20 protein-coding genes are annotated in these 23,796 nt (G+C 70.0%); 12 read left to right on the top strand and 8 right to left on the bottom strand.

The features are described 5' to 3' along the window. Positions 1-291 precede the first annotated feature (291 nt). On the bottom strand, positions 292-1,128 hold the full coding sequence (locus IF188_RS15525) for an alpha/beta hydrolase (protein ID WP_191172694.1): 837 nt from the start codon (positions 1,126-1,128) through the stop codon (positions 292-294). A 145-nt stretch (positions 1,129-1,273) separates the two neighbouring features. On the opposite strand from IF188_RS15525, the gene IF188_RS15520 reads away from it, so the two are divergent. Beyond that, positions 1,274-1,861: a TetR/AcrR family transcriptional regulator gene (locus IF188_RS15520; protein ID WP_191172693.1), complete on the top strand. Its 588-nt coding sequence runs from the start codon at positions 1,274-1,276 to the stop codon at positions 1,859-1,861. Positions 1,862-1,946: 85 nt separating this feature from the next. Here IF188_RS15520 and IF188_RS15515 read toward each other — a convergent pair whose 3' ends face one another. Next, positions 1,947-3,890, bottom strand: a complete 1,944-nt coding sequence (locus IF188_RS15515) for a right-handed parallel beta-helix repeat-containing protein (RefSeq protein WP_191172692.1) — start codon at positions 3,888-3,890, stop codon at positions 1,947-1,949. Between the two features lie 300 nt (positions 3,891-4,190). Here IF188_RS15515 and IF188_RS15510 point away from each other — a divergent pair, with 300 nt between their 5' ends. Both IF188_RS15510 and IF188_RS15505 read left to right on the top strand, forming a co-directional pair. Beyond that, the gene (locus IF188_RS15510; protein ID WP_018173542.1) at positions 4,191-4,478 is read left to right on the top strand and encodes an HU family DNA-binding protein; all 288 of its coding nucleotides are present in this window, start codon (positions 4,191-4,193) and stop codon (positions 4,476-4,478) included. Positions 4,479-4,573: 95 nt separating this feature from the next. Continuing rightward, positions 4,574-6,571 (top strand): cytochrome c oxidase assembly protein, encoded by a 1,998-nt coding sequence (locus tag IF188_RS15505; RefSeq protein WP_318152902.1) that lies wholly within the window; start codon positions 4,574-4,576, stop codon positions 6,569-6,571. Between the two features lie 2 nt (positions 6,572-6,573). On the opposite strand, the gene IF188_RS15500 is transcribed toward IF188_RS15505, so the two are convergent. Both IF188_RS15500 and IF188_RS15495 read right to left on the bottom strand, forming a co-directional pair. Continuing rightward, on the bottom strand, positions 6,574-7,632 hold the full coding sequence (locus IF188_RS15500) for a hypothetical protein (RefSeq protein WP_191172718.1): 1,059 nt from the start codon (positions 7,630-7,632) through the stop codon (positions 6,574-6,576). A 179-nt stretch (positions 7,633-7,811) separates the two neighbouring features. Continuing rightward, complete coding sequence (locus IF188_RS15495; protein WP_191172691.1) at positions 7,812-8,138, bottom strand: antibiotic biosynthesis monooxygenase family protein; 327 nt, start codon at positions 8,136-8,138, stop codon at positions 7,812-7,814. A gap of 134 nt (positions 8,139-8,272) precedes the next feature. On the opposite strand from IF188_RS15495, the gene IF188_RS15490 reads away from it, so the two are divergent. After that, positions 8,273-9,664 (top strand): ATP-dependent DNA helicase, encoded by a 1,392-nt coding sequence (locus IF188_RS15490; RefSeq protein ID WP_191172690.1) that lies wholly within the window; start codon positions 8,273-8,275, stop codon positions 9,662-9,664. Between the two features lie 148 nt (positions 9,665-9,812). Here the strand turns inward: IF188_RS15490 and IF188_RS15485 are convergent, their stop codons facing one another. Next, a complete protein-coding gene (locus IF188_RS15485; RefSeq protein ID WP_191172689.1) occupies positions 9,813-10,466 on the bottom strand; it encodes a biliverdin-producing heme oxygenase in 654 nt (217 codons plus the stop codon). Between the two features lie 57 nt (positions 10,467-10,523). Further along, positions 10,524-10,850 carry a DUF2470 domain-containing protein gene (locus IF188_RS15480; RefSeq protein ID WP_191172688.1) on the bottom strand — a complete coding sequence of 109 codons (327 nt, stop codon included), beginning with the start codon at positions 10,848-10,850 and terminating at the stop codon, positions 10,524-10,526. Between the two features lie 80 nt (positions 10,851-10,930). Here IF188_RS15480 and IF188_RS15475 point away from each other — a divergent pair, with 80 nt between their 5' ends. Genes IF188_RS15475 through IF188_RS15465 form a run of 3 tightly spaced genes read left to right on the top strand, consistent with a single transcriptional unit; the run spans position 10,931 to position 14,143 of the window. Next, on the top strand, positions 10,931-12,202 hold the full coding sequence (locus tag IF188_RS15475; RefSeq protein ID WP_191172717.1) for a serine hydrolase domain-containing protein: 1,272 nt from the start codon (positions 10,931-10,933) through the stop codon (positions 12,200-12,202). Beyond that, the gene (locus IF188_RS15470) at positions 12,199-13,101 is read left to right on the top strand and encodes an EamA family transporter (protein WP_318152901.1); all 903 of its coding nucleotides are present in this window, start codon (positions 12,199-12,201) and stop codon (positions 13,099-13,101) included. Before IF188_RS15475 ends, IF188_RS15470 begins: the two co-directional genes overlap by 4 nt. Positions 13,102-13,159: 58 nt before the next feature. Then, the gene (locus IF188_RS15465) at positions 13,160-14,143 is read left to right on the top strand and encodes a Gfo/Idh/MocA family protein (protein ID WP_191172687.1); all 984 of its coding nucleotides are present in this window, start codon (positions 13,160-13,162) and stop codon (positions 14,141-14,143) included. Between the two features lie 4 nt (positions 14,144-14,147). On the opposite strand, the gene IF188_RS15460 is transcribed toward IF188_RS15465, so the two are convergent. Together IF188_RS15460 and IF188_RS15455 are read right to left on the bottom strand one after the other, a co-directional pair. Further along, complete coding sequence (locus tag IF188_RS15460) at positions 14,148-15,254, bottom strand: substrate-binding domain-containing protein (RefSeq protein WP_191172686.1); 1,107 nt, start codon at positions 15,252-15,254, stop codon at positions 14,148-14,150. Further along, complete coding sequence (locus IF188_RS15455) at positions 15,254-17,431, bottom strand: heparinase II/III domain-containing protein (RefSeq protein ID WP_224751938.1); 2,178 nt, start codon at positions 17,429-17,431, stop codon at positions 15,254-15,256. The genes IF188_RS15460 and IF188_RS15455 overlap by 1 nt, the downstream gene beginning before the upstream one ends. A 143-nt stretch (positions 17,432-17,574) precedes the next feature. On the opposite strand from IF188_RS15455, the gene IF188_RS15450 reads away from it, so the two are divergent. The 5 genes from IF188_RS15450 (at position 17,575) to IF188_RS15430 (ending at position 23,786) form a co-directional block, all read left to right on the top strand. Continuing rightward, complete coding sequence (locus IF188_RS15450; RefSeq protein ID WP_191172685.1) at positions 17,575-19,674, top strand: DUF2264 domain-containing protein; 2,100 nt, start codon at positions 17,575-17,577, stop codon at positions 19,672-19,674. Between the two features lie 50 nt (positions 19,675-19,724). Beyond that, positions 19,725-21,029: an ABC transporter substrate-binding protein gene (locus tag IF188_RS15445; protein ID WP_191172684.1), complete on the top strand. Its 1,305-nt coding sequence runs from the start codon at positions 19,725-19,727 to the stop codon at positions 21,027-21,029. Positions 21,030-21,176: 147 nt separating this feature from the next. Continuing rightward, the gene (locus tag IF188_RS15440; RefSeq protein ID WP_191172683.1) at positions 21,177-22,109 is read left to right on the top strand and encodes a carbohydrate ABC transporter permease; all 933 of its coding nucleotides are present in this window, start codon (positions 21,177-21,179) and stop codon (positions 22,107-22,109) included. After that, positions 22,109-23,074: a carbohydrate ABC transporter permease gene (locus IF188_RS15435; protein WP_191172682.1), complete on the top strand. Its 966-nt coding sequence runs from the start codon at positions 22,109-22,111 to the stop codon at positions 23,072-23,074. Before IF188_RS15440 ends, IF188_RS15435 begins: the two co-directional genes overlap by 1 nt. Before the next feature lie 4 nt (positions 23,075-23,078). Then, positions 23,079-23,786 carry a ferredoxin-NADPH reductase gene (locus tag IF188_RS15430; protein ID WP_191172681.1) on the top strand — a complete coding sequence of 236 codons (708 nt, stop codon included), beginning with the start codon at positions 23,079-23,081 and terminating at the stop codon, positions 23,784-23,786. The last annotated feature ends 10 nt before the right edge of the window (positions 23,787-23,796 follow it).

Genomic DNA, 23,796 nt, shown 5'->3' with positions numbered 1-23,796 from the left:
GGTTCGCGTGATCGGGCTTGGCCTCATCCAGCATCCGCAACGCGCGCTCACGCATCTCCGCCGAGTACTTCTGATTCATCGTGTTCCATCCTTACTTCAAGAACGGAACGAAACCCAGGGCGATTCACCGGCCTGCTCGGCTCCGCTCCGGTCTGCTCGGCTCCAGCACGCCGATCCGAATATCGGACAATCGCACGTTCTCCGGATGCCTCGGGCCGAAGCATCCGGAAAACGTGCGATTATCCGAACTCCGGAGCCGCCGCGATGTGCTGCGGCGCAGACGGAGCCGTGTCAGACCGCGGCCTCGGGCTCGCGGACCTGGTGCGTCGTGGCCCAGTCGAGCGCGTCGTCGGCGATCTCTTCCCAGCCGTCCTGGCTGACCAGGCGGTGGGTGCGGCCGGCGTACTCCTTGTACTCCACGATCGCGGGGCTGCCGGTCGCGGTGTACTTCTTCACGATGGCCTTGCCGATCGCCGGCGGCACGACGTGGTCGATCTCGCCGGTGATGACGAGGAACGGCGCGCGGTCGGGGCGGGAGTAGTCGACGTGCGTGACGCCGTTCTTCTCGTTGAGCACCGAGGTGACGCCCTCGAAGAACACGCGGTTGTACGAGTTGACCGCGTACTCGTCCCACAGCTGGTCGGACTCCGCACGTGGCAGGTCGTTGCCGAAGGTGAAGTGGAAGTGGCGCTTGCTGAACGGCTTGGCGCCGTTGCGCCCGAACGGGTTGGAGAGGATCGGCGTGCCGGTCCACAGCGTCGACAGCGGCAGCGTCGTGACGCCTGCCGTCTGCCCCGGTGCGACGCCGACATACGCGACGCCGAGGCCCCGGTCGGCGAGCATCTGTGTGATCACGCCGCCGAACGAGTGGCCCATGATGATCGGCTTCTCGGGCAGGGCGCGGATGATGCGCTCGTAGTTGTCGGCGATCTGCTTCAGCCCCACTCCCTTGAGCGCCTCGGGGTTGCTGCGGATGTCTGCGACCGTGCGGTCGTCGATGCCAGGCCAGCCCGGGACGATGACCTCGTGGCCGGCGGCACGGAAGCGCTCCGCCCAGGTGTCCCAGCTCTTGGGGGTCATCCACAGTCCGTGGATCAGGACGATCGGGGTCTTGGTCGAGGTGGTCATGTCGTGCTCCTTGGGTGAGGTGGTGCTCGTGCGTGTGAGGGCTCCGGATCCGGTGCGGTTCGGCTGATGTATCCTGATGGTAGACCGAACGTTCTATCTACGCAAGAGTACTCCCACATGGCACGATGGAGAGGAAGAAAGGCTCATGACGATGACGACGGATGCCACGGCCACACGTCCCGGCTCGGCCCGGGAGCGCCTGCTCGGCGCGGCCACCGAGCTGTTCTACAACGAGGGCATCCACTCGGTGGGCGTCGACCGCATCATCGAAGAGGCCGGCGTCACGCGCGCCACGATGTACAAGCAGTTCGCCGGCAAGGAGGGGCTGGTCCTCGCCTACCTCGAGGGCGAGGACCAGGGGCTGCGCGGCCTGTTCGCGCAGGCGGCCCAGGTGTCGGACGACCCTGCCGTGCTGCTGGACCTCGTCGTCGACGGCATCGAGCGCGACATCCGCGACCGCCACACGCGCGGCTGCCCCTTCATCAACGCCGCCGCGGAGTACCCCGACGAGGGCCCCGTGCGCGAGCTCATCGCCGACCACCGCGAGTGGTTCCGCGAGACCCTGCGGCAGCTGGCCGAGCAGGCGGGGCTGCGCGATCCCGACGGGGTGGCGGCATCCCTCGTCCTGCTGCGCGACGCCGCACTCGTCGGCGGGTACCTCGACGGGCAGGACCGCGTCGGCCCCGCCTTCGCCCGCACCGCCCGCGATCTCATCGCCGCGCACCGGTCCTGACGCGCCGAGGGGCCGGAACCTCGTGGGTTCCGGCCCCTCGGGCGGGGAGTGGATGCCGCGTCTGCGGCATCCACTCCCCACAGGATCAGCGACGGGCGCCGGCCGTCCAGGGCTCGGCGCCGAACTGGAAGGCGCCGAGGCTCGGCACCGCGTCGGCCCCGCCGTCGGTGTACGGCGGCAGCGGCGTCGCGACGCCGCGCGCCGGCGAACCGGCCTGCAGACGGTAGTCGTGGTTCGCCGGGTCGACGAACAGCGGGTCGCCCTCGGTGAAGTTGTTCGACAGCACCAGCCCGCCGTCGGTCGCGCCGGCGAGACCCCGGATCGGGCCGATGTTGTTCGTCACGACGCTGCCCGTCGACTGCCCCGGCCCCTTGACGTAGAACAGCGTCATTCCTCCGGTGTTGTTGTAGACGAGGTTGTCGTGACTGCCCGAGCCGAGGCCGTTGAGCTCGACGGTGCCCTCGGGGTTGCCCCAGCCGACGTTGTTGTGGATGCGCAGGTCGCTCTGCCCGTTGTCGGCGTAGATGCCCGACATGCCGAACGGGTACACGCCGCCGGGGCGCGCGTTCGGGTCGTGCAGCACGTTGTGGTCGATCTGCGTCCCCTCCATGTGCGACGAGCAGCAGGTGTAGATCGCCGCCGTGTCGACACTGAGGCTCGCGTAGCCCGAGATGTCGTTGTAGGCGATGCGGTCGGGGCCCGGGACGGTGCCCTCGACGCCGTTCCACTGCAGGTTGACCCCGCTGCGGCCGACGCGGGCCATCGTGTTGTACATGACGGTCTGGCTGTGGCCCTGCACCGCGACGGGCGCGGCGTAGGTGCCGGCGTAGTCGACGTCGGTGATGACGTTGTCGATCGCGGTGTTGCCCCAGCCGCGCAGCGCGATGCCGTTGCCGGCGCTGTACTGGATGGTGCTGTTCTTCACCGTGTTGCCGGTGCCGTTCAGCACGATGCCGGTGTCGCCGACGCCGCGGGTGACGTTCTCGCCGCAGTTGGTGGCGCCGCGGGTGACATCCCAGTAGTGGCTGAGGTACTTCGCGTCGATGCCGTCGAGGACGACGCCCGTGCTCGAGGTGCCCGTCTGCACCGACGAGGCGAACAGCCCGAGACCTTCGAGATGGATGCCGGAGGCCGCGCTCAGATCGAATGCCAGCTGCCGCTTCTTCGCCTCGATGAAGTGGCTGTTGGGGTTGTCGTCGCTGTAGAGGTAGAGACGCTTCGTGGCGGGGTCGTAGAAGTGGGCGCCGTTGTAGCCGAGTTCGCCGATTTTGCCCGATAGGCGGTACCACGTGTCGGTCGGGACGACCTTGTGCACGCACAGCGGGGCGGTCTGCAGGGTGATCGAGCCGACGTCCGAGCTCGCGACGGCGCCTGTGGTCGTGATGTACCAGTACGCGGTGAGGGCGCGGGCGCCGTCCCAGTAGCCGGCGGGACGTGTCATCTGCGGGTCGACGATGGTCGCCTCCGCCGAGCCGGCTGCGGCGCGGCGGATCTCGGGGTCGAGCAGGTCGGCGCCCGGGTACGGGTACGACGCCTCGATCGACATGGAGCCGTCGATGAACACCTGCTCCTCGCCGCCCTTCGCGCCGAGGTCGACCGGGACGCTGTAGATCTTGCGCTGCGCGACGGCGGCGCTGAAGAGCGAGTCCGCCGCGAACGGGTCTGCAGCCGTGATGGCGGCGAGATCCTTCGGCAGTACCGGCGTGAAGCCGGTGAGCCGCTCGCTGCCGTTGACCACGACGTCCGCGCCGGGGGCTGCGCGATACGTGATCGGACGGTCCTCGGTGCCCGAGGCGGCGGGCGTGACGGTCTCGCGGTAGGTGCCCGAACCGATCTCGCAGGTGTCTCCGGCGTCGAGCACGTCGGCGCATTCCTGGATGCTGCGGAAGGCCGAGGCCGGCGAGGTGCCGTCCCCACCTCCGCTCGCGGCGGCCGACACGTAGAACGTGCGTGGCTCCGCGGTCGGGGCCGCCGCCGCAGCTCCGGCGACGGTGAGTGCGGCCGCGATTCCGAGGGCCGTTCCTGCCATGATCTTCCGCCGTGGGGACGGTTGAGGAGGAAGCATCTTTGCTCCAATCGATGGTGAGTAATCGATAATCTATCGCCAGGTCTCGAGCGATGTCCACGGTCTCTGGCGGGCTCAAGAGCCACTTTCGTCACTCTGAACACAGGACACGCGGCCTGAATCGGCAGAAATCCGCAGAAATACGCGGAACTGTCGGCCGTGTCGGGTACATTCGGTCCCGGTCGATCCGACCAGCCGGGGGGCGCCAGCCGTCCGGACCGAGCAATGACAGGACGGCAGTCGTCGTCTTTGGAGGACAACCACATGGCCGACAAGACCATCACCAAGACCGAGCTCGTCGCGAGCATCGCGAGCGCGACCGGCCAGAGCCAGTCCGCCGTCTCGGGCGTGCTCGACTCCCTCTTCTCGACCGTGTCCGACGCCGTCGCGGCCGGCAACAAGGTCTCGATCCCGGGCTGGCTCGCGTTCGAGCAGGTCGCCACCTCGGCTCGCACGGGCCGCAACCCGCAGACCGGCGAAGAGATCAAGATCCCCGCGGGCAAGCGCGTCAAGGTCACCGCGGGCTCGAAGCTCAAGGCTGCCGTCAAGTAATTCCGACGCAGTCCTCGAGAGAGGGGATGCCGCGATCCGCGGCATCCCCTCTCTCGCTGTCTGGGCGCGTTGGTCCGCGACGTAGGCTTGACCGTGTGAATCCCCGCGCGCTGCGGGCCGTCGGGCCCGCGCTCCTCGTCGTGACCGCGCTCGCGGCGATGGTGTGGGCGCTCGCCTTCGGCGGCGGGGCGGCGCCGCTCGCGATCGCCGATCCCGGACCGTTCGTCCGCTGGATGCTGCCGACCGTGACGCTGCTGGTCAATCTGTCGGCCGCGGGCATGGTCGGCGTCCTCGTGACGGCCCTCTTCGCGCTGCGCGCGGGCGAGCGCGAGTTCGACGTCGCGCTGGACGTGGCCTCGATCTCGGCGGCCGTGTTCACCCTCGCGGCCGCGGCTACCGGCATCCTGACCTTCGTCGACGCGTTCAATCCCGTCGTCAGCCTCGGCCCCGAGTTCGGCGCCCAACTCGGCCGGTACATCGTCGAGACCGAGCCCGGGCGCACCTGGCTCATCACGACGATCGCGGGCGCCGCGCTGACGGTGCTGACCTTCGCGGTCCGGTCGTGGACGGCCACGTTCTTCGTCGCGCTGCTGGCGGCGGCATCCCTCGTCCCGATGGGCACGCAGGGGCACTCGGGCGAAGAGGCCTTCCACCACGAGGCCATGACGGCCCTCATCCTGCACATGATCGGCGCCGCGGTGTGGGTGGGCGGGCTGCTGCTCATCGTGATCGTCCGGCCGCTGCAGTCGCGCGAGCGCAGCGCCGACACCGTCGGCAGGTACTCGAGCATCGCGATCGCCGCGTTCTGCGTCGTCGCGGTTTCGGGCGTCGCGCGCGCGGTCATCGGCCTGCAGACGTGGTCGGCGCTCATCTCGCCGTACGGCGCGATCCTCGCGGTCAAGGTGGTCGCCCTCATCGCGCTCGGCCTCTTCGGCGCCTGGTACCGCACGCGCCTCATCGGAAAGATGCGCGGTCAGGATGCTGCCACCCGCTCGTTCTGGACGCTCATCGGCTTCGAGATCGTGCTGATGGGCATCGCGAGCGGCGCGGCCACCGCCCTCGCCCGCACGCCCCCTCCGGTGGCGCCGCTGATCCCGGCGACCCCGACGCCCGCCGAGCGCCTCACGGATGCTCCGCTCCCGCCCGAACTGACGATCGACGCCTGGTTCACGGCGTGGAACATCGACCTGCTGTGGGCGGTCGTCGCGGGATTCGCGATCTTCTTCTACCTCGCCGGCGTGTGGCGGCTGCGCCGCCGCGGCGATGCCTGGCCGATCTACCGCACGATCATGTGGGTGCTCGGCTGGCTGCTGCTGGTGTGGGTCACCGGCGGCGTCATCAACGTCTACCAGGACTACCTGTTCAGCATGCACATGGTCGGCCACATGCTGCTCACCATGGCGATCCCGCTGCTGCTCGTCCCAGGGGCGCCGATCACGCTCGCCGCCCGCGCGATCCACAAGCGCGACGACGGCACGCGCGGCGGTCGTGAGTGGATCCTGTGGGCCGTGCATTCCCCGGTCGCCCGCATCCTCACGAATCCCTTCGTCGCGGCGGGGCTCTTCGTCGGATCGCTGTGGGTGTTCTACTTCACCGACCTGTTCCGCTGGTCGCTGTACGACCACCTCGGCCACGAGTGGATGATCGCGCACTTCCTCATCACGGGCTACCTGTTCGTGATGACGCTCATCGGCATCGACCCGGTGCCCTACCGGCTGCCGTACCCGGGCCGGCTGCTGCTGCTCATCGGCGTCATGGCGATGCACGCGTTCTTCGGCATCGCGATCATGATGCAGGAGGGGCTCATGGTGGCCGAGTGGTTCGGCTCGATGGGGCGCACGTGGGGCGCCACCCCCATGGAGGACCAGTACACCGGCGGCGGCATCGCCTGGTCGATCGGCGAGATCCCGACGCTCATCGTCGCCATCACCGTGGCGATCCAGTGGAGCCGCAGCGACGACCGCGAGACGAAGCGCCGCGACCGTCACGCGGATCGTACGGGGGACGCCGAGCTCGAGGAGTACAACGCCCGCCTGGCGGCTCTCGCCGAGCGCGACGCGCGGGCAGAGCGCAACGCGCGCACCGGCGTCTGACGCTACTGCGTGTCGGGCCCCGAGACGACGATCGAAGCCGACCCGTCGGGCTGCACGGTGATCGTGCCCTTCACGATGAACGGCACGTCCTCGCTGAGCGGGCGCACGCGGCCGTCGAAGATCGAGCGGATGTCGACGTCGATGTGCGCCATCGCCTCGGCGGGGAGGATGCGCCACCCGGCGCCGTCGGGCTCGACCGCGACCGTGGGCTGCGTCACGATCGACCACGTGGGCAGGTCGCTGATGCGGTCCTGAACGAAGTAGCCGAACGGGCACGACGTCGGCTGCAGCACCTGCTGCGTCGCGCACTCGGTGAGGAACTCCTCGACCTTGTGCTGCACGACGTTCACGAACTCGTCGGTGGCGCGCGCCTGGACCTCGACCGGGATCGCGTGGAAGGGGCTGTCCGACAGCACCGCGACGCCCGGCGTCGCCGAGATCGCCGTGTCGACCGACACCGAGTACAGGCCGGGCGAGAACACCAGCAGCGCCACAGGGGCGAGGGGGTCGGCATCCATCCCGTCGGGCGAGACCTGACGCTTGTCGACCTGGAAGCCGTTGACGTCGAAGCTCATCGACCCGGTGACCGCGAGGTTCATGACCGCGAGGGGGCTCTTGGCGAAGCGCCATGTCGGGGCGAGGCCCACCGAGCCGTCGCGCTCGACGGAGAACGTCGTGGTGCCCTCGTAGCCGCGGGCCGTGTAGGCGACGGTGACGCGGGTGATGTCGCCCTCGGTCACGGCCGACGTGACCTGCACATCGCCGAGCGGGGCCAGCGCGTCGTTGCGCAGCAGCGCGTCGGATGCCGTCGCGGGCAGGCCGGCGGCCTCGAGTTCGGACGAGTTCACCGCCACGCCCGGCATCGCGAGGGCCTCTGAGGCACGGCCGTCCGCGAGCAGCCCGACGTAGCGTTCGACGAACGCCGAGGGACTGTAGAACTCGCGCTCGATCACACCCCACGCCGCGAACACCGCGGCGACGAGCACCGCGCCCACGACGCCGAGCAGCGTGAGGTCGAGCGCGAGACTTCGGCGCCGCCGCCGTCTGGCGGGCGGCTGCACGAGCTGGGGCGCAGCCTGCGTCGGGGACGGGGCGTCCTGCGCCGTGGACGGCGCGGCGCCAGGGGTCGCCTCGGGGGCCGGGGCGCCCGCACCTCCGGATGCCGCGTCCACGTCCGCCCGATCCACCCGACCAGTCTAGAAACCCCAGGCCGGGAGGCCACTGTGTGTCGCGTTGCGAGTCAGCGGAGCCCATCGGGGCCGTACGAGCGGACCACCGTTGCGACACGCACCTGATAGTCGTCGTACCAGACGTCGCGCCCGCGCTTCTGCGCGATGACGTGCTGCGTGACCTGTTTCCATGCCGCGGCGGCCGACTCGTCCGCCCAGTACGACACAGTGATTCCGAGGCCGTCTCGCGCCGACTCCACACCTAGGAAGCCCGGCTGCTGTGCGGCCAGCTCGACCATTCGCGCCGACATCACTTCGTACCCGTTGTCGCCGGCCGAGCGCGTAGACGTGAAGATGACGGCGGTGTACGGGGGCGGCGGCGTCTGCGCGAAAGTCACGGCTCGAGCGTAAACGCCGCGGGGATGCCGTCACGCCCCTGAGACGCCATCCACAGCTCGACGGCTGCTGCGGTGTTGTGCACAGACCGCACCGGACCGGCCGGGTGACGGCATCCGGTCGTTAGCATGAATCGGTGACCACCACGCCTCCTTCGTCTGCCGGCCTCGCGCTGTCGGCCGAGCAGGAGGCGCTGTTCCGGCTCATCGAAGACACGCGCGAGCACGTGTTCGTGACGGGCCGCGCGGGCACCGGCAAGTCGACGCTGCTGCAGCATCTGGCCTGGAACACGAACAAGCAGATCGCGGTGTGCGCGCCGACGGGCGTGGCGGCGCTCAACGTCGAGGGGCAGACGATCCACTCGCTGTTCAAGCTGCCGCTGGGCATCATCGGCGGCCATGACGAGCCGCAGTCCGACGCGACGCGCAAGCTGCTGAACGCGATCGACACCCTCGTGATCGACGAGATCTCGATGGTCAACGCCGACCTCATGGACGCGATCGACCGCGCCCTGCGGCAGGCTCGCGGGCGGCGCTCCGAGCCGTTCGGCGGCACGCAGATCGTGATGTTCGGCGACCCGTACCAGCTCGCACCGGTGCCGCCCCGCGGCGACGAGCTGCGCTACGTGCAGGACCACTACCGCTCGTTCTGGTTCTTCGACGCCAAGGTGTGGGTCGGCGAGGCCGCGACAGACGGCATCCTCGACGTCGGCACGTACGGCACCGAGCTCAACATCCGCGAGCTCATCGACATCCACCGCCAGAACGATCCGGCGTTCAAGGCGATGCTCAACGCCGTCCGGTACGGACGCGTGACCGCCGACATCGCACAGGTGCTCAACGACACCGGTGCGCGGCGGCCGCCGGACCCGTCCGACGGCGAGCACCCGATCATCACGCTCGCCACGCGCAACGACATCGTCAACAACATCAACCGCCGTCACCTGAACGAGCTGATCGGCCGCGAGCAGACCGCGGTCGCCGAGGTGAACGGCGACTTCGGACGAGGGGATGCCGCCTACCCGGCCGACCTCGAGCTCAAGCTGAAGGTCGGCGCCCAGGTGATGTTCCTGCGCAACGACACGGCATCGTTCGGCGAGCCGCCGCGCTGGGTGAACGGGACGATCGGCACAGTGACCCGCATCGCCGGCGAATCGGTGCGCGTCGAGGTCGAGGGCGAGGAGTTCGACGTGGAGCCCTCGGTGTGGGAGAAGTACCGCTACTCGTACAACCCCGGTTCGAAGACCCTCACACGCGACATCGTGGCCGAGTTCACGCAGTTCCCGCTGCGCCTGGCGTGGGCGGTCACGATCCACAAGTCACAGGGCAAGACGTACGACCGGGCGATCATCGACCTCGGCTCGGGGGCGTTCGCGCCGGGCCAGACGTATGTGGCGCTGTCACGGCTGACGTCGCTGGACGGTCTGTACCTGTCGCGCCCGCTGCGCCCGCGCGACATCCAGGTCGACCCCGACGTCCAGCGGTTCATGCGCGACGCGGTGCGCGGCCCCGCGCCGTCCGGTCGTTGAGCGGAGCGAGGAACGAGCGAAGACGAAACGTCGCGAGCCGCTCTCGAGAACCCGACTCCCATCGCGTCGATCGCGGGCGTGGTCGGGTCCGACAGGCGGCGTGCGGCGTTTCGACTCGCTCCGCTCGCTCAACGACCAGAGATGGGTCTCAGGCGACCTGCGTCGCCTTGGCGGCGGCGAGATCCTCGAAGAGCTCGGTGTTGAAGCGGTAGGCGAGCAGCACCTCGTCGATCACGCGTTCCTGCTCGGCGGCATCCCACGGGGCGGCGTCGAGCTGCTCACGGTAGACGTCCTTGAACGCCTTGGGGTCGGCGATGTCGTCGAAGACGTAGAAGCCGATGCCGTTGGTCTCGAAGCCGAAGCGGCGGGCCATGAGCCGCCCGATGAACTGCCCGCCCGACAGGTCGCCGAGGTAGCGCGTGTAGTGGTGGGCGACGAAGCCGCCCGCCCACGTCGCACCGACCTCGTTGATACGGTCGACGTAGCGCCGCGTCGTCGGCAGCGGCTCGATGCGCTCGCGCCAGTCGGGTCCGACGAGGAATTCGAGGTCTGCCTCGAGCGCGGGCAGGCGCGTCAGCTTGTCGGAGATGAAGACGGCGGCGATCGGGTCGTTGCGCATCTGACCCGCGGTGCGCTCGAGCGCCTCGTAGATGAACCAGTGCTGCACGACGAGTGCGACGTAGTCCTCGCGCGTGCCCTCCCCCTTCATGAGGTCGGCCATGAATCCGGCGTGCTCGCTCGATGAGTGAGAACGGCTGGAGCGCTCACGCAGCGCGGTCGAGAACGGGATCGGGTCGCTCATACCTTCATACTAACTGAAGATAAGGCGAACCTAACAAGATCTCGACGGATGCCGCCGTCAGGCGTGGGGGCGGGGCTCGATCCCGAGGCGGGCGCAGGCCGCGTCGTAGAGCGCGACGATCTCGCGACGCACCTCGGGACGCTCGGAGATCGGCCCGGACGGCCACGGCACCACGACGTCCACCGTCGAGCCGTCGGCGAGCGTCGCCTGCCACACGCCCCCGGCGCCGTCGAAGCCTGTCATCGTCGAACCGGTGACGACAGCATCCACCGATCCGCTCTCGGGGAGGAAAGCGCGGGCGATCAGCAGGTTGTCGTCGCCGTGGTCGCCGTTCATGTGGTCGAGCACACCGGCGAGCGCCGCGTCGTCGAATCGGTGGATCATACTCACACCCTACGGACCGCCGTGCGACGCCGATGACTCTGGTGTGTTTGAATGCATTGCACGATCATCGGGGGGTGAGCATGCGGACCCGCTCCAACCGTCGCCGCGTCATCGCGGTGGTCGCGGGCGCCGTCATGTCGGCACTGATGCTGTCGGGCTGCTCGTTCGGCGAAGCCGCCACCGACCCCGACATCCCCGCTCAGGTCGACAACGCGTTCCCCGACGACACCGTCGCGGCGCTCAAGAGCGCGGTGACGGCGACGATGGGATCGTCGGGCTCGTCCGGCGCGATCGTCGGCGTGTGGGCGCCGTGGAGCGGCACCTGGGTCGCCGGCCTCGGCACCCAGACGCCCGACGGCGGCGGCGATGTCACGGCCGATCAGGTCTTCCGCGCCGGCAAGGTGACGCGTCCCATGACGTGCGACGCGCTGTTCCAGGCGGCTGACGCCGGCAAGGTGAAGCTCGACGACCCCGTCTCGGACTATGTGTCGGGCGTCCCCGATCTCGAATCGGTCACGCTGCTGGAGCTGTGCGACGGCACCTCGGGCATCGGCTCGTACGCCGACCAGCTGTACGGCTCGTGGCTGTCGAACCCGACGCGCACATGGGATCCGCGATACCTCGCGAGCTTCGGCCTGGGCGAGCCGCGCACCACGACCCCGGGCGACGCGTACAAGGACTCCGACGCCGGCTACGTGCTGCTCGGTCTGGCGCTCGAACGAGCCACCGGTCTGTCGGCGGCCGACCTGCTGCGCACCTACGTGACCGATCCGCTCGGACTCGCCGCCACGTCGCTGAGCGATCTGCCCTCGTCGGCCGTGCTGCACGGCGGGCAGTCGATGCCGAATGCCGAGGGCGCCCTCGACTGCGCCAAGCCGGTGGACCTCACCGGGGCCTCATCGAGCGGCGGGTTCACGGATTCGGGCGTGGTCACCGACATCCGCGACCTCGGGCGCTACGTCCAGGCGCTCGCGAGCGGGTCTCTCGTCGACGATGAGCAGCGGTTCGCCCACGGCCTGCCCGTCGCGGCCGACGCGCCGTCCTGGTACACCGCCGACGGCGGAGCGCTGCTCGCCGGGTCGCTGATCGGGCAGTACGGCAAGGTGCCGGGGTATCTGACGGCGGCCTTCGCCGACCCGAAGACCGGGCTGACCGTGGCTGTCGTGCTCAACAACTCCGCCGGGGACGGCGTGGTCGCCGAGTACCTGGCCTGGCAGCTGGCCGCGATCGCGTCGAAGGCGCCCGCGGCCAAGGGCGAGACGGCCCCCGAGGCGGGCCTGCCGTGGACGGCCGAGCAGTTCGGCGAGGCCATCGCGTCTCTCGCGGTGTGCACGCCGCCGGCCTCCGAGTGACGACCGGCGCGGGCAGCGCGCCGAAGAGCGCGCGAGGCGGCTCGGCGCCCGCCATCCTGCTCGTGATCGCGGGCCTCGCATGTCAGGAGGTCGGCGCCTCGCTCGCGGTGCTGCTGTTCCCCGCTGTCGGGCCGCTGGGCATGGTGATGCTGCGCCTGGTGTTCTCGGCCATCGTGCTGCTGCTCATCGCGCGACCGCGGGTGCGCGGGCACACCGGGCGCGACTGGACCGCGGTGGCGCTGTTCGGGCTGGTGCTCGTGCTGATGAACAGCCTGTTCTACCTCGCGCTGGAGCGCCTGCCGCTCGGCGTGACGGTGACGATCGAGGTGCTCGGACCGCTCGTGCTGTCGATCGTGGCGGCTCGTCGTGCGTCGGCGTGGCTGTGGGCGCTGCTGGCTCTGGCCGGCGTCGTTGCTCTGGGCGGCGGCGGATGGGACCGCCTCGACCCGCTCGGCGTGGTCTTCGCCCTCGGCGCCGCCGGCAGCTGGGCGTTCTACATCCTCGCCTCGGCGCGTGTCGGGCGGGCGTTCCCCAAGCTGGACGGACTGGCACTGGCGATGACGGTCGGTGCGCTGGTCTCGCTGCCGCTGGGGATCGTGGATGCCGGCACCGCCCTGCTGCGGGTCGAGATCGTCGCTCTCGGCGCGGCGGTCGCGGTGCTGTCGTCGACGATCCCGTACGCCTTCGAACTGATCGCGCTCCGACGGCTGCCGGCCGCCGCGTTCGCCATCCTGATGAGCCTCGCGCCCGCCACGGCGTCGCTGGCCGGCTTCATATTCCTCGGCCAACATATGACGTGGCTGGAGCTTGCCGGCATCGCGCTGGTGATCGCCGCGAGCATCGGCGCCGTGCGCTCGTCGGCCCGCGCCGCGCGTGAGGCGGCTGAGCCGCTCGCGTGACACGCGACCGGACGCCGTGCGGAGCGGCGGGCTCTTCCGGCTGGATAGCATCAGGCTCATGACACGGACGAGATGGGCCGTGCTCGGGCCCGGAGCGATCAGCCGGGACTTCGTCGTGGGACTGGCTGCGTCCGAGCGCGGAGTCCTCCACGCGGTCGGCAGCTCGTCGGCGGAGCGCGCGGACGCGTTCGCCCGCGAACACGGCGCCGAGGCGGCCGGGACGTACGACGAGATCCTCTCGCGCGACGACGTCGACGCGGTCTACGTGGCCACGGTGCACACCACGCATGCCGATCTCGCGATCCGGGCGCTCGAGGCGGGGAAGGCCGTGCTGTGCGAGAAGCCCGCGAGCCCGACCCTCGGCGAGGTGGAACGGATCCTCGCCGCCGCCGCGGCGACGCAGCGGCCGTTCCTCGAAGCGTTCAAGACGCGATTCGGGCCGTTCGCCCAGGCGCTGCGCGACCTCGCTGCCGGCGGTGAGCTCGGCACGCTCGAACGGATCGAGGCGGCGCGGGGCTCGGCCGCGGCCTCGCGCACGGGACGCGTGTTCGACCCTGCGCTCGCCGGCGGAGCGATCCTCGACGTCGGCTGCTACCCCGTCGCGCTCGCGATCGACCTCGCCGCCGCCGCGGGCCAGCCGATCGATGCGCCGGAATACCACCGGTTCGAGTCCGAGCTCGTCGCCGGGGTCGACGGCACCGCGTCGGTCGACCTCGGGTTCGGTGCGGTCGGTGCGACGATCGCGACCTCGGTCATCCAGAGGCTCTCCGACACTGTCGTACTGCGGTTCACGGACGCTGACGTGGTGCTTCCGAAGGCCTGGGGCAACCGGGTTCAGAGCCCGTCGACGCTGATCGTGCGGCGCGGGACCGGGGAGCGCACGATCGAGGTCGGCACGGTGCAGCCGATGGCGGCCGAGGCCGATGCGCTCTCGCTCGCCCTGGCCGAGGGGCGGCTCGAGGTGCCGCAGATGCCGTGGGCCCACACGCGCGCGACGGCACGCGTGCTCACGGACTGGCGCGCCGCCGCGCTCGCAGACTAGCCGGTCAGGCGCTGCGCGGCGGCGCGGTCGAGCCGCGCACGTTGAGCGTGGGGTTCAGCACGACCCGGTGTACGGGACGCGTCGGGTCTTCGAGTCGGCGGACGACGAGGTCGACCGCAGCCCTGCCGACCGCCACGCGAGGCGGGCAGACCGCCGTGAGCGGCGGCGTGAAGATCTCGGCCACCTCGTCGTCGTAGGCGACGACCGACAGATCGCGGGGAACCGAGAGACCGCGGTTGAGCGCGAGATCGACGAACGCCATCGCCTCGGGATCGGAGTGCACGAGAATCGCGGTCACGCCGTTGGCCAGCGCGGCATCGAGCGTGGAATCGACGACATCCGAGAAATCCGGGCTCGTGCGCGGCGGCAGGCTGGTCTCGAACTGGTCGGCCGGAGTCAGCCCCAGCTCGGCGCACGCGGCGTGCCACCCCGCGGCGATCTTGCGCGAGGTCGGAGAGTCGCGGGCGATGATGAGCCCGACCCGGCGGTGGCCGAGCGCGGCGAGGTGGCGTGCGGCGAGCATGGCGCCGAGGGCGTGGTCGGTGGTGACGTTCTCGACCGGGCTCCCCTCGGGCTGCACGACGGCGTCCCGCTCGACCAGCACGTTCGGCACGCCGCACTCGGCGAGCCACTGCACCACGTCCTGCGCGTGCGGAGTGTCCGTGTTGGGCGCCAGGACGAGACCGCGGACCCCCTCGGTGTCGACGAGGCGCTCCAGCACCGGGCGCTCGTCCTGCAGCTCGTACGAGGCGCCGCGCACGACCACGCGCATGCCGTGACGTGCTGCCTCGGTCTCTGCGCCGCGCACGACGGTCGGGTAGTAGAACGTCAGGGACGGCACGAGCATCGCGATCGAGCCGGCGCGGGTGCCGGGGGCGGAGACGGCGGCATCGAGTTCGTCCAGCGAGCCCGCCGTCGGCACGGCGCCGCCGTGCACGCGCACCAGCAGTCCCTCTCGCTCCATCTGGGCAAGGTCGCGCCGCAGCGTCACGGGGGCGACGCCGAGCTCGTCCATGAGCTGGGCGACCCGCACCGCGCCGTCGCGCTCGAGCGAGGCCAGCACATGCGCCCGCCGCTCGGCGGCCAGCAGTGCCGGTGTCTGATCGGTCATCAGGCGTCCTCCGCGTTCGTCTGGTCCAGTTCTACCGTGACCTCGATCCCGTCGCGCGCCGTCACGTCGAGATCGAGGCGGGTGAGCCGGTCGCCCCACACGCTCGACAGCACAGGGTCGTCGAGCTCGCGCACGACGAACGACGCCTCGACGCCCGCGGGCCACGAGATGCGCACCGGCGCCGCGTCCTCCAGCGGCGTCACGACGACGGCATCCCCGTCTCTGCGCACCTCGCCCGCGAGCAGCAGGCGCACCTCGGTGCGGCGCGGATGCACAACATCGGATCCGCTGGTACGGAGGTCCGACGCGACACGCCGGGTCGCGGCATCCCCTTCCCGGCGTGTCGCCTCGTCGGTCCGCACGTGCGGATCCGATTCTGCGAGGGAGGGCGTCCACGCGTCGGACACGACCACGCACCGCGCCGCCCGGTCGAGCCGCACCGTGCGGTGCCACGGGCCGACGCCGGGGTAGGCGCCCGACAGCTCGGCCGAGAACTCGGCGTCCTCGGCCAGCGAGACCGAGATTCCGGATGCCGCGAACTCGGCGCCCGGGGGCTGCTCCAGGCCGTCGATCACCGGCACGTTGTGCCAGCCGCTCTGCATGGTCCAGATGTCGTAGCGGTCGGGTCCGAAGGTCTGCAGGGTGTACGTCGGGCGCCCGGCATCCACCACCACGGGCACCCCGTCGGACGCGACGATGAACGACCCGACGTCGTTGTGGTTGTGGTGCTCGCCGTTGTGGCCGCCCTTGGCGGCGACAGTCAGGCCGCGGGCCGTGCCCGACTGGGTCCGCGCGAGCATCACCTCGGTCGACGGCAGCCACACGTCGCGCGGGAACGGTGAAGCGGTGGGCTCGGCGGCGATCCAGTCCCGATCGGTGATCCCACGCAGCAGACGCCCGAACCCGGGGTGCTCGATCGCGGCCGGCGTGCCGCCGAACTCGGGCGATTCGGCCCAGCGGTGCGAGGCGGCGTGGGCCGCGGCATCCCGATCTCCCGCGGCCAGCGCAGCGCGGTGCAGCGCGTGCCAGGGCTGGGCGGCCGAGACTCTCGCCTGGCCGTCGGCGAGGTTCAGGTACCAGTCGGCGCCGAGATGCATGCGGTGGGGGAACGCGACGGTCTCGCGCAGGGCGGTGATGCCCGAGGCGTCGAGCACTCCCCCGGTGGCGTGGCGCACGACGTCGAGGGCCTCCAGAGCGCGGCAGGCGCCGTTCCACCAGTAGGCGTAGCCCTCGTCGATCGCACCGTCCTCGGGCAGCACCGAGACGTAACGGTCGATGCCCTCCAGCGCGAGCGCCACGATCGCGGCCCGCTCGTCCGCCTCGGCCGGATCGTCCAGCAGCCGGAGCGCCGCCACGATCACGTTGCCGTGGATCCACGGGTTCCAGTTGTGCACGTCGCCGTCGAGCCCCAGCCAGTGCCAGTCGCGGCGCTGCGTGAACGGCTCGAAGATGCGCACGCGGGCTTCGTGACGGATGCGCGACCGGATGCCGGGGTACCGGGCCTCGAGCCGGTCGCCGATCAGCTGGTCGAGCCACGCCAGCAGGCTCACCACTTCGCCGGCGCCGAGGTCGAGGTACGGCGAGGTGACGACGGGGAGCACCGAGCCGTGGACGCGGAAGGCGTCGTCGTGCGCGGGCCAGCACCACGAGCTCTGCTCGCAGAACAGCCACACGCCGTCGAGCACCTCGGCGAGGAAGCGCTCGCCCAGCACCGGGGGTTCATCCGTCACAGATGTACGCGAAACCGCCGGATCCGCGTACATCTGTGACGAACGAACAAGGGGGTAGTCGGCATAGTGGGCGGCGGCGACGGCGGCGCGCGACAGGCGGCGCTGGCGCTCGTAGAGCACGGACTCCCAGCCGTCGCGGTTGCCGTCGTCGTGGAGACGCGCTGCAGCGGAGGCGAGCGGCACCGGCCACGGCTGGTCGAGATCGGCCCGGGCCCGATCGAGGATGCCGCGGACCGAGGCGGGATCGGCCGAGCCGCCCGGCCCCCAGACCCCACGGTCAGCGGACGACGGCACCGGCAGTGCCTGCGCGGGATCGGCGAGCAGACCGGCGAGGACCGAGGCGAATCCGTCCGCGTCCGTGCTCGCCTGCTGATGGTAGGTCTCGGCCAGGCGGCCGGCGAACGGCCGGGCTGCGGCATCCACGTCGGACAAAGGGTTCCTCCTCATCGATTCACCGTACTCGCAAAGCGATCATAAACGATCATAACGAATCCAAAACAGTCTTGCAATGAACGAAATGGGTTGATACAGTCCCAAACGTTCGCCATTACGGACGGCGGACGGCGACAAATCGATCAAGGGAGATCCCAGTGACGGTCCAGCACGACGGCACATCCGCACGCACTGCGCTGGATGCCGACGGGATCGCATCCGACTGGACCCGGGACGAATGGGTCGCCTTCGCGGACCGCCTGCTCGACACCGCCCGCTCGTACGCGTCGCCCGGGCACGGCCGCATCCACTTCCCCGGAGCCGAGGGCGGCTACGGCCACGATGTCGACGGCCTCGAAGGGTTCGCCCGCACCTTCCTGCTCGCCGGCTTCCGCATCGCGGGCGCACGCGGCGAGGGCACCGAGGAGCTCGCCGACTTCTACCGGCAGGGCATCGTCACGGGTGTCGACCCGGATGCCGCCGACCGCTGGGTGCGGCTCGACGAGCACGCGCAGGCCAAGGTCGAGGCCGCATCGCTCGCGCTCGTGCTCGACATGACGCGCCCCTGGATCTGGGACCGCCTGGACGCGCTCACGCAGCAGCGGGTCATCGACTACCTCGCTCCCGTCGTGGGCGACACCACCTACCCGAAGACCAACTGGCTGTGGTTCCGCGTCGTCGTCCAGACGTTCCTGCGCTCGGTCGGCGGGCCGTGGTCGGCGAGCGACATCGCCGACGACCTCGCCCTGCACGACTCTCTGGTGCGTGAGGACGGCTGGATCTCGGACGGCTTCGAGCGCTCGTACGACCACTACGTCGGCTGGGCGCTGCACACCTACCCCGTGCTGTGGTCGCGCATGCAGGGCGCCGACGAACTCGCCGGTGGCCGCACCGCCGGCGACATCGTTCGTCTGGACCGCTTCCTGCAGGACGCGGTGGCCCTCGTCGGCGCCGACGGCTCGCCCCTCATCCAGGGCCGCAGCCTCATCTACCGCTTCGCCGCGGCCGCCCCGTTCTGGGTCGGCGCGATCGCGCAGGTGCCCTCGGTGCCGCTCGGGCAGCTGCGCCGCGCGGCGAACGCCGTCGTGGCGCACTTCGTCGACCACGCCGCGCCGGGCGACGACGGCGTGCTCACGATGGGCTGGCACCACGAGTGGCGCGAGCTCGCCCAGTCGTACTCGGGACCCGGTTCGCCGTACTGGGCCGTCAAGGGCCTGCTCGGCATCTCTCTGCCCGCCGATCACCCGGTGTGGGCCGCCGCGTCCGAGCCGCTCCCTGTCGAGGCGGCAGACGACGTGCGTGTCGTCCGCTCCGCCGGCTGGGCCGTCTCGGGCACCGCGGCCGACGGCATCGTGCGCATCGCGAACCACGGCAGCGACCACGCCGCCGACGGCGCGCTCGTCGGCGACTCGCCGCTGTACGCCCGCATCGGCTACTCGACCGCGACGAGCCCGCTCGCGAACCAGGCGGCGTGGCACGAGCCGCTGGAGCAGTCCGTCGCGCTCGTGGACGAGGCCGGCCGCGCCACGCACCGCGCCGCCATGGAGCTCATCGACGTGCGCGTCGACGGCGAAGGGGACGCACGGGTCGCGATCGCGGCATCCCGCTCCCGCGCCCACTGGCTCACCCCGCGCCCGGCCGCGCACCGTCACGGCTCGGGCCTCGACGGCGACGTCGAGCTCGCCGGCGTCGTGACCGTCCATTCGCTGCTGCGCGGCCCGTGGGAGGTCCGCCTCACGCGTGTCGACTCCCTCGAGCCCTGCGTCGACGCCGGTGCGCTGCGCCTCCGCGTCGGCGGCTGGGCGCTCGCCGCGTCCGAGACCCCGCGGTCCTCAATTGAGGCGCTGCGCCCGTCTGAGGAGCGAAACGCCGACTCCTCCTCCTCATCTCGGCTCTCGTCCTCAGTTGAGGACGAGGTGGAGGGAAGGGATGCCGCGGCCTCGGTCGCCGCGGAGGGCCTCTGCAGCAGCATCCGTCCGCTCCTGGGCGCGGGCGCGCCCTCATTCGAGGAGCGCTTCGACGCCAGCCCGCTCGGGCCCGTCGCGATCGTGCCGGTCGTGACCTACCCGGTCGAGCCCGGAGCGTGGATCGCCACGCTCGTCGAGCTCACCGCCGCAGACCTCGCATCGTCCGGCGATGCGACCGTCGACGTCCGCACGGACGCCGGCGACACCACCGTCACGGTCTCCTGGCCGGACGGGACGGCGACCACCAGTCGCCTCGCGAACCCCGGAGAAGCGTCCGACGCGGACCGGTGAACCCGATGGGCCCGAGGAAGGGTCCGCAATCACAAAGGAGTACCCCCAGTATGAAGCGCTCATACGCTGCCGCGGCCGGCATCGCCGTGGTCGCCACGCTCGCCCTCGCCGGCTGCAGCAGCGGCGACGACGCCGCCGCGCCCGAGGAGTCGTCGGGTCCGGTCACGCTCACGATGTCGGGCTGGAGCCTCGACACGACGCCCGAGTTCCAGAAGCTCGCGGACGCGTACCACGAGAAGAACCCCGACGTCACGATCGAGCTCAAGGGCTACGACGCGGCCGAGTACAACACGCTCGTGACCGCCGACCTCGCCGCAGGCTCGGCCCCCGACATCATCACGCAGAAGGAGGTCAAGTACGTCCCGACCTTCGTGAACGGCGGCCAGCTGCTCGACGTGTCGGATGTCGAGCTGCCCGACGGCATCAGCGGCGCGAAGTCGTACGAGGTCGACGGCACCGCTTACGCGGTTCCCTACCGCAACGACTCGTGGGTGCTCTACTACAACAAGGCGCTGTTCGACCAGGCGGGCGTCGAGTACCCCGACGGCAGCTGGACGTGGGACGACTACGCCGACGCCGCCGACGCGCTGACCAAGGGCCTGACGGCCGCGGGCAGCGCCGCCAAGGGCGCGTACCTGCACAACTGGCAGTCGACCGTCCAGGGCTTCGCCAACGCGCAGACCGACAGCGACATCCTCAAGGGCGAGTACGACTACATGGAGCCCTTCTACGAGCGCCAGCTCGCCATGCAGGACGCCGGCGACCAGGTCGACTACAACACCGCCAAGGCCAACCAGCTCACCTACCAGGGCGAGTTCGGCAAGCAGAACGCGGCCATGCTGCCCATGGGCACGTGGTTCGTCGCGACGCTGATCGCCCAGCAGGCCTCGGGCGACGCCGACACGTTCGACTGGGGCATCGCGCCGATCCCGCAGGAGTCGTCCAAGACCACCGGTCTCGACAACACCCCGGTCACCTTCGGCGACCCGACCGGCCTCGGCATCAACGCCGCGATCGACAAGTCCAAGATCGCCGCCGCGAAGGACTTCCTCGCCTTCGCCGCCGGTGAAGAAGGCGCCCAGGTGCTCGCGGGCATCGGCATCACTCCGGCGCTGCTGACCGATGCGGTCGTCGACACGTACTTCTCGGTCGACGGCGCTCCGAGCGACGACCTGTCGAAGTTCGCGTACTCGACGCACGAGGTCCACCCTGAGAACCCGACCTCCGACAAGACGGCCGCGATCCAGGGCATCCTCGGCGACATGCACACCGCGATCATGTCGGGCTCGCAGTCGCCGGCCGACGCCATCAAGGAGGCGCAGGACCGCGTCGCCAACGAGGTCGGCACCGACTGATCCCCGCTTCGACGGGCCCGGAACCCCGAGCTCCGCTCCGGCCCCGAGCCCGTCGAAGACCTGAACCCGGTGCCCGGTCCGCTCCCCGCGGGCGGGCCGGGCACCGCACCAGCACCCACTCCCGACAGGCCCCTCTGGAGGTCCGCCATGGCGACCATCACCGCCACCGAGGCCGGCACCGCGCCGCCGCCCGCGCGCCGCCGGCGCTCGAAGCTGCGCCTGCGCAACACCCTCATCGGGTGGAGCTTCATCCTCCCCAACTTCATCGGCTTCGGCGTCCTCACACTCGTGCCGATCGTGATCCTCTTCTACATGGCGTTCACGAACTGGAACGTCTTCGGCAAGGCCGATTTCATCGGGCTCGCCAACTTCACGCGCCTCATGGGCGACGGCAGCTTCCGCATCTCGGTCGTCAACACCCTCTACTACTCGGTGATGCACATCCCGCTGACGATCGTCGTCTCGCTGGGCCTGGCGCTGCTGCTGAACAACAAGCTCCGCGGTGTCGCGTTCTTCCGCACCGCCGCCTTCTTCCCCTACATCACCTCGATCGTCGCGATCGCCGTCGTGTGGAACCTGCTCTTCAGCCCCGAGTACGGCCCGATCAACGAGTTCCTGAAGTTCATCGGCATCCAGAACCCTCCCGGCTGGCTCACCTCGCCCGAGTGGGCGATGCCCGCCGTCGTGATCGTGTCGACGTGGCGCGACATGGGCTACTACATGATCCTGTTCCTCGCGGGCCTGCAGACCGTGCCGCGCGAACTGCACGAGGCCGCCCGCATGGACGGTGCGAACACGTGGCAGCGGTTCACGAACGTGACACTGCCGAGCCTGCGCCCGACGATGTTCTTCGTCACCGTGATGCTGACGATCAACTCGTTCAAGATCTTCGATCTGATCCTCGTCATGACCGACGGCGGTCCCGGTCAGTCGACCCTCGTGATGTCGCAGTTCATCTACCGCAAGGGCTTCGAAGAGAGCCAGTTCGGCTACGCGTCGGCGGCCGCGGTGGCGCTGTTCTTCATGTGCATCATCGTGACGATCATCCAGTTCCTGTGGAACAAGAGGGGGAACAAGTGATGGCCGAGCAGCAGCTGGAGAAAGATGCCGCCGACCGTCTGGTCTCGGACTTCACGCCGCCCACGGCCGCCGTGCGCAGCCTGCGCAAGCTCGCCGACGGCAAGCCCGTCAAGCGCGACGCCGACGGCGAGAAGCTGACCCCGGGACGCCGGATCGCCCGCATCCTGATGTACATCGCCCTGATCATCTTCGCGATCGGCCTGCTGACCCCGTTCGTGTGGATGGTGCTCAGCTCGTTCAAGTCGTCGAACGAGGTGTTCTCGGTGCCGATCAAGTGGCTGCCCGAGACGTGGGTCTGGCAGAACTACGTCGACATCTGGACGCAGTCGAACATGCTGGTCTGGATCCGCAACACGCTGTTCCTGGCCGTGGTGGTCACCTTCCTGCAGGTGCTCACCGGCTCGTTCGCGGCGTACGGGTTCGCGCGCATGAAGTTCCGCGGCCGCGACGTGCTGTTCCTGCTCTACGTCGGCACGATCGCCGTGCCGTGGCAGTCCTACATGATCCCGCAGTTCATCATGCTCTCGAACTTCAAGGTGTCGAACACCCTGTGGTCGATCATCCTGCTGCAGGCGTTCGGCGCGTTCGGCGTCTTCCTGATGAAGCAGTTCTACGAGACGATCCCCGAAGAGCTGTCGGAGGCCGCGCGCCTGGACGGCCTCAGCGAGTACGCCATCTGGCGCAAGATCATGCTGCCGCTGTCGATCCCGGCGCTGGCGAGCCTCACCCTGCTGACCTTCGTCAACACCTGGAACGACTACCTCGGACCGCTCATCTATCTGCGCAACCCCGACCTGTGGACGATCCAGCTGGGTCTCAAGGGCTTCGTCTCGAACCTGTTCGACACGAACTACGCGCTGCTGTTCGCAGGCCTGACGATCTCGGTGATCCCGATCGCGGTCATCTTCCTGCTCGGTCAGAAGTACTTCGTCGAGGGCATCGCGACGAGCGGGCTGAAGGGCTGATGCCATGAGCAAGAACGGCTTCCTGTCCAAGCTCAACGGCCTGGTCTCGCACGACACGTGGGCGTCCCTCATCGGGATGATCTACCTCGGCCTGATCGTGAACCTGCTGCTCGTCGTCTCGTGCCTGCCGCTCGTGGCGCTGCTCGTGACGACCGACCCCGCCTACTCGTGGCCGCTGCTCGCGCTCGCCGCGCCGCTGGCCGCGCCGGGTGTGGCCGCCGCGTTCCGCGCGTTCCGCGAGCACGGCGAAGGCGGTCTCGGCCCGATCCGCGCTTTCGTCGCGGGCCTGCGCGACACGTGGTGGCGCGCGCTCGTCATCGGTGTGGCCGCCACTGCGGTGATCGTCGTGCTGCTGGCGGATGTGCGGATGCTGGCGGCCTCGCCCGCGGCCGTGTTCACGGTGCCGCTGCTCGGCGTCCTCGGCCTGCTCACGATCGGCGTCGGCCTGCTGTCGCTGGTCGCGTTCGCGGAGGTGCCGCAGGCCAGATTCCGCGACGTGCTGCGCGCGAGCCTGCACCTCGGCCTGCGCCGCTGGTACCTGACCGCGGTGTCGCTCGTCGCGTTCGGCGTGCAGGCCGCGGTGTTCGCCACCGCGCCGGCGCTCGGCCTCGGGCTGACGGCATCCGCGGCGCTCTACCTCGCGTGGACCAACTCCCGGTTCACCCTCCGACCTGTGCTCGACCTCGACGAGACGGCCGCCGCACGCGCCTGAGGCCGCGGCA

It is taken from the genome of Microbacterium helvum, from assembly GCF_014779795.1.
In the GTDB taxonomy this organism is placed as follows: domain Bacteria; phylum Actinomycetota; class Actinomycetes; order Actinomycetales; family Microbacteriaceae; genus Microbacterium; species Microbacterium helvum.
This window is presented reverse-complemented; position numbering and strand designations above follow the sequence as displayed.

What these genes read in the sequence shown, in the direction of transcription:
- IF188_RS15430 (WP_191172681.1), top strand. Translation starts at nt 23,079, where the DNA reads ATGAGCAAGAACGGCTTCCTGTCCAAGCTCAACGGCCTGGTCTCGCAC.
- IF188_RS15475 (WP_191172717.1), top strand. Translation starts at nt 10,931, where the DNA reads ATGCGGACCCGCTCCAACCGTCGCCGCGTCATCGCGGTGGTCGCGGGC.
- IF188_RS15480 (WP_191172688.1), bottom strand. Translation starts at nt 10,850, where the DNA reads ATGATCCACCGATTCGACGACGCGGCGCTCGCCGGTGTGCTCGACCAC.
- IF188_RS15445 (WP_191172684.1), top strand. Translation starts at nt 19,725, where the DNA reads ATGAAGCGCTCATACGCTGCCGCGGCCGGCATCGCCGTGGTCGCCACG.
- IF188_RS15525 (WP_191172694.1), bottom strand. Translation starts at nt 1,128, where the DNA reads ATGACCACCTCGACCAAGACCCCGATCGTCCTGATCCACGGACTGTGG.
- IF188_RS15460 (WP_191172686.1), bottom strand. Translation starts at nt 15,254, where the DNA reads ATGACCGATCAGACACCGGCACTGCTGGCCGCCGAGCGGCGGGCGCAT.
- IF188_RS15465 (WP_191172687.1), top strand. Translation starts at nt 13,160, where the DNA reads ATGACACGGACGAGATGGGCCGTGCTCGGGCCCGGAGCGATCAGCCGG.
- IF188_RS15455 (WP_224751938.1), bottom strand. Translation starts at nt 17,431, where the DNA reads ATGAGGAGGAACCCTTTGTCCGACGTGGATGCCGCAGCCCGGCCGTTC.
- IF188_RS15510 (WP_018173542.1), top strand. Translation starts at nt 4,191, where the DNA reads ATGGCCGACAAGACCATCACCAAGACCGAGCTCGTCGCGAGCATCGCG.
- IF188_RS15440 (WP_191172683.1), top strand. Translation starts at nt 21,177, where the DNA reads ATGGCGACCATCACCGCCACCGAGGCCGGCACCGCGCCGCCGCCCGCG.
- IF188_RS15435 (WP_191172682.1), top strand. Translation starts at nt 22,109, where the DNA reads ATGGCCGAGCAGCAGCTGGAGAAAGATGCCGCCGACCGTCTGGTCTCG.
- IF188_RS15485 (WP_191172689.1), bottom strand. Translation starts at nt 10,466, where the DNA reads ATGAGCGACCCGATCCCGTTCTCGACCGCGCTGCGTGAGCGCTCCAGC.
- IF188_RS15520 (WP_191172693.1), top strand. Translation starts at nt 1,274, where the DNA reads ATGACGATGACGACGGATGCCACGGCCACACGTCCCGGCTCGGCCCGG.
- IF188_RS15515 (WP_191172692.1), bottom strand. Translation starts at nt 3,890, where the DNA reads ATGGCAGGAACGGCCCTCGGAATCGCGGCCGCACTCACCGTCGCCGGA.